Source organism: Dictyobacter formicarum (assembly GCF_016587435.1).
The window spans coordinates 1-4605 of sequence record NZ_BNJJ01000059.1 but is presented as its reverse complement, the minus strand read 5'-3'; the positions used below and the strand labels follow the sequence as shown (position 1 = coordinate 4605).

The following is a 4605-nucleotide window of genomic DNA, read 5'->3' as shown; positions in this document are numbered from 1 at the left end:
GCGTACGTTGCCATCGTTGGAAGATGAGGCAGCGGATGGTGGCAAAAAGGAATAGGTGCTCATATGGACGGCCCTGGCTTATCGAGCTTAGCCGCCAATATCAATTTTCACGTTTCACAATTTGATGCACAGGCCTGGCTCCAGTTGACTATCATGCTGGTTATGCTGGTGCTCTGTGCAATGGCTTCAGCCGCTGAAACAGCCTTTACTTCGGTCAATCGTATCAAGCTGAAAAACCTGGCCGAAGAGGGTGATAAACAAATGCTTAAAATCGAGCGTTTGTTAGCTGAACCAAACGTTTTCCTTTCGACGATTCTAATCGTAAACAGCGTTGCTGTGGTTGTGGCGTCCAGTATGGCAACGGTCTTAACGCTGCGTTTCTTCTCTGCCTCCTTTGGCGAATTGATCTCTTCTGTTGCTACCTCACTGGTTGTGTTGATCTTCTGCGAGATTTCACCTAAAACAGCCGCGGTACAGAATCCACTACGCTGGGCGCGCTTTTTCATTAACCCGGTACTTGCTGCCGCCTGGGTTTTGCGGCCAATTGTCTGGCTGCTCAGTGCGATCACTTCGGGCCTGGTGCGCCTCCTGGGAGGCCATATGAAGCATCGTGGCCCATTCATTACCGAAGAAGAGCTTCGCTTGCTGGTGACAGTAGGTGAAGAAGAAGGGGTACTCGAAGAAGAAGAGACCGAGATGATTCGCAGTATCTTTGAATTCGCCGATACCACCGTGCGTGAAGTGATGGTTCCGCGTATTGATATGGTGAGCTTGCCCAGCACCGCCACGGTTAACCAGGCGGTAGATCTGGCCATGCAGGGCGGTTTCTCGCGTATCCCGGTCTACGAGGCTTCGGTGGGTGTAGATGACATCCTGGGGATTCTTTACACCAAAGATATGTTGCGTCAGTTACGCGAGAATCATGGTTCACTGCCCGTCCATAATCTCGTACGTAGTGCTTATTGTGTGCCAGAGACCAAGAAACTGGATGATCTATTGCGCGAGTTGCGTCAGAGCCATACGCACATGGCCATGGTCATTGATGAATATGGCTCGGTTGCTGGTCTGGTCACAATCGAAGACTTGATGGAAGAGATTGTGGGAGATATTCAGGACGAATATGACCATGAGGAGAAGCTGTTTGAGGTTGTAAATGAGAATGAATATATCATTAACGCTAAAATGAGCATTTACGACTTCAATGAATTGATGGGCACTCACATGGACGATAGCGATTATGAAACGTTAGGCGGTTTTGTCTATGCGCAGCTGGATAAAATTCCAGGTGTTGGAGACACCATCTCCTTTGAAAACATCACTCTAACCGTCCTGGCAACGCGGGGACGACGTATCCTTAAGATACGTGTGAATCGCTACCATGAAGAGTCAGATTTGTTGTTGCTACCTGCTCCGGCAGGAGATGAGCAACAACCATCTGAGGATAAGGCGGAAGAAAAGGGAGCGCTGACTGAACAGCCATCTCGTTTCGAATACAAAGGTGCGTAAAACGTATGCAGCTAGCTAATGCAATATTGCCAGACTCGGTTCGGATCGTTGAAGTGGGGCCGCGCGATGGCCTGCAAAACGAGAAGAGCCAGATTCCGACTGAGCAGAAAATTCAATTTATTCAACTGCTGGCTGAGGCTGGCCTCCCTGTAGTAGAGGCCACCTCGTTTGTCAGCCCGCACGCTATTCCACAATTGAGCGATGCCGCAGCCGTAATGACCTCTCTGCGGCGTCAGCCAGCCGTTGAATATCCTGTCCTGGTTCCTAATCTCAAGGGGATGGAGCGCGCCCTGGCTGCCGGAGTGCGCTCTATCGCTGTTTTTACCGCAGCCAGCGATAGTTTTACGCGCCATAATATCAATGCCAGCATTGCCGAGAGTCTGGCCAATTTTCGGCCAATCCTTGACCTTGCCCGGCAAGAAGCTATTCCTGTACGTGGCTATATCTCAACCGTCTTTGGCTGTCCCTATGAAGGAGCGGTAGATCCGCGACGAGTAGTCGAGGTTGCGCGTGATTTGTTAGAGATGGGCGTAGCCGAAATCTCGCTGGGCGACACCATTGGCGTAGCGAATCCTGTACAGGTTGCGCAGGTGCTGGATCTGGTGCTTGGTGCGGATATTGAATTGGAACAAATTGGTGTTCACTTTCACGATACCCGTGGGACCGCACTGGCCAATGTCCTGATAGCTTTACAGATGGGGATTACCACAATTGATGCTTCCGCCGGTGGGCTGGGTGGATGTCCCTATGCACCTGGAGCCGCTGGCAATCTGGCCACCGAAGACCTGCTCTATATGCTCGACGGTATGGGTATTAAGACAGGCGTCAATCTGGAGAAGGTTGTGGAAGCGACGCGCTTTATTGCCGCATACCTGGATCATCCCCCCCTCAGTAAATATTACCAGGCAGCTATTGCCGCAGCGGGAAAAGAACAATGACCGTTACCGTCAAAGACATTCGCCAGGCCGTAAAAATACTGGGAGTATCTGGCATGCCTGTGTGTGTACACTCCTCTTTGCGTTCATTTGGATCGATAGCCCATGGAGCCGAGACTATTGTGGCTGGCTTTCTGGCCGAAGGCTGTACTGTGCTGGTCCCTACCTTTTCAGACGCCGCCTATGCGATAGCACCACCCGATCTTCAGGAGATGCGACCGCCACGTAACGGTATTGATTACACACAGCTCTCTTCCAGAGTGTATATGGGCAAGAATGAAGTCTATACGCCAGCTTCGCGTGAACTGAATATCACTATGGGACTGATTCCAAAGTACATCGTTGAGCATCCGCAGCGCGTGCGAGGCAACCATCCTTTGAACTCGTTTGCTGCGCTGGGACCGCTGGCTGAAACCTTAATTGATGGCCAGGATCCACTCAATGTGTATGCTCCTCTGCATACCCTGACCCTGATGCATGGCTCGATTATTTTGATGGGTGTCGGGTTGGAGCGGATGACCTTTTTACACTACGCCGAGCAGGTTGCGGGCCGTGAACTGTTCCGTCGTTGTGCGAATGGACCTGATTACCAGCCCATGCTGGTAGCAGTTGGTAGTTGTTCGGAAGGCTTTGGGCGCTTAGAGCCTGCTCTGGCGTCTGCCCAACGGAAACTCAGAGTGGGCCAGAGCCTCTGGCAGGTATATGCTGCCGGTGAGGCATTGCAGCTAGCGGTGGGAGCGATTCGAGAGCAGCCTGATATTACTCATTGTGCTGATCAGGAGTGTGTACGCTGCAATGACGCGATAAAAGGAGGACCGCTACTCGAGGTATAGGCGAATAGCGGTCCCCTTTTTACAGTACAGTTAACTATTTATTGCCCTGTAAGTACTGAATGGCTTTGATGAGTTGATTGTCCTGACTTTTCAGTATCTGCTGGGCGCTTAAGTTCCCCTGATTTTCATCATTTGGCGTCAGAACCGTGCCATTGGCTGGCAGTTTAACCTCAATATTTGGGCTGATGCCCCCATCATGTTTATCCGGGCTATTGCGAATAAAATGGCCTTGAGGGGTGAGCCATTCCTGGGTACCGATCAGCAATTGCGAGCCGTCAGACAGATTAAAGGGTTGCAGGACGGTACCAGTTCCATAGGTGCGCTCACCAATCACCGTGGCGCGTCCATTTTCTTTCAGCGAGCCAGCCACAATTTCAGCGGCACTGGCCGAATTGCCATTGACCAGCACCACTATTGGTGACGTTGTATCGACTGGATTACCCGTTACATCAATCGGAACGCGTTTACCACTGCTATCTTGCTGCAGCAACACATGTCCACTCTTAACAAAGAGACTGGTCATATTGACTGCCTCGTTTAAGAAGCCGCCTGGATTATCGCGCAGATCCAGGATAATACTAGTGGCTCCCATACTTTTCGCTTTAGCCCACTGATCCTTAACCTGCCCCGCCACGCCATCAGCGAACTGGACCACCTGGATGTGTGCCGTATGGGTTTCCGGGATATAGTGCATTATCACATTTGGAACATTGATTTCGGAACGTGTCAATTTGAACGTGCGTGGCTGCGTTTCTCCAGTTCGTTGAATGGTGATATCGACGCTAGTGCCGATTTTACCCTGGATCATGCTGCTCACACCAGCTGTATCTTTACCGGCCGTACTCTTGCCATTGACAGCGATAATGACATCGCCGTGTTTAATACCCGCTTTTTCAGCGGGAGAGCCTGGAATCGGTGAAGTAACAATCAATTTACCGCTAGTTTTGTCCTGGCTTAAATAAATACCAACGCCAGTGAATTTGCCACTCAACTGCTGATTCTCAGCTTGCGTCGCCTGAGGATCCATAAAGCGTGTATGGCCCTTATCCCCTAATGTAGCAATCATAGCATTAATCGCGGCGTAGGACATCTTCTTATAGTCTATGGATTTGCGGTCTACATAATTTTGATCAATTTTATTCCAGGCTTGCTGAAACAAGGCTGCGTATGACTGAGAGGGGTTATTTTGATTAAAGTAGGTCTCACCAAAGTATTGGTGCCCGAACCAGCCCCCGAAAAAGGCTACGACCACCAATGCTACCAGAGCCAGCATGCGTCCGAGCATATGTTGTAGTCGATGTGTCGTTGATACCTCATTTAACGGAGGATAG

The 4605-nt window shown here is 50.5% G+C and carries 4 protein-coding genes; 3 read left to right on the top strand and 1 reads right to left on the bottom strand.

The window, feature by feature from the left end:
• Positions 1-63: 63 nt before the first annotated feature.
• From JMI88_RS39120 to JMI88_RS39110, 3 genes are read left to right on the top strand one after another with little or no spacing between them, the layout of a single operon-like run.
• Entirely contained in the window at positions 64-1506 is a 1443-nt protein-coding gene (locus JMI88_RS39120) for a hemolysin family protein (RefSeq protein WP_201367510.1), read from the top strand.
• A 5-nt stretch (positions 1507-1511) separates the two neighbouring features.
• Complete coding sequence (locus tag JMI88_RS39115) at positions 1512-2444, top strand: hydroxymethylglutaryl-CoA lyase (protein ID WP_201367509.1); 933 nt, start codon at positions 1512-1514, stop codon at positions 2442-2444.
• A complete protein-coding gene (locus tag JMI88_RS39110; protein WP_201367508.1) occupies positions 2441-3274 on the top strand; it encodes an AAC(3) family N-acetyltransferase in 834 nt (277 codons plus the stop codon). The genes JMI88_RS39115 and JMI88_RS39110 overlap by 4 nt, the downstream gene beginning before the upstream one ends.
• Positions 3275-3308: 34 nt before the next feature.
• On the opposite strand, the gene JMI88_RS39105 is transcribed toward JMI88_RS39110, so the two are convergent.
• Positions 3309-4605 (bottom strand): S41 family peptidase (locus JMI88_RS39105; RefSeq protein WP_201367507.1); only part of this gene is annotated, 1297 nt, incomplete at its 5' end.

Coding starts and splice junctions, on each gene's coding strand:
- JMI88_RS39120 (WP_201367510.1), top strand. CDS start 64: ATGGACGGCCCTGGCTTATCGAGCTTAGCCGCCAATATCAATTTTCAC.
- JMI88_RS39115 (WP_201367509.1), top strand. CDS start 1,512: ATGCAGCTAGCTAATGCAATATTGCCAGACTCGGTTCGGATCGTTGAA.
- JMI88_RS39110 (WP_201367508.1), top strand. CDS start 2,441: ATGACCGTTACCGTCAAAGACATTCGCCAGGCCGTAAAAATACTGGGA.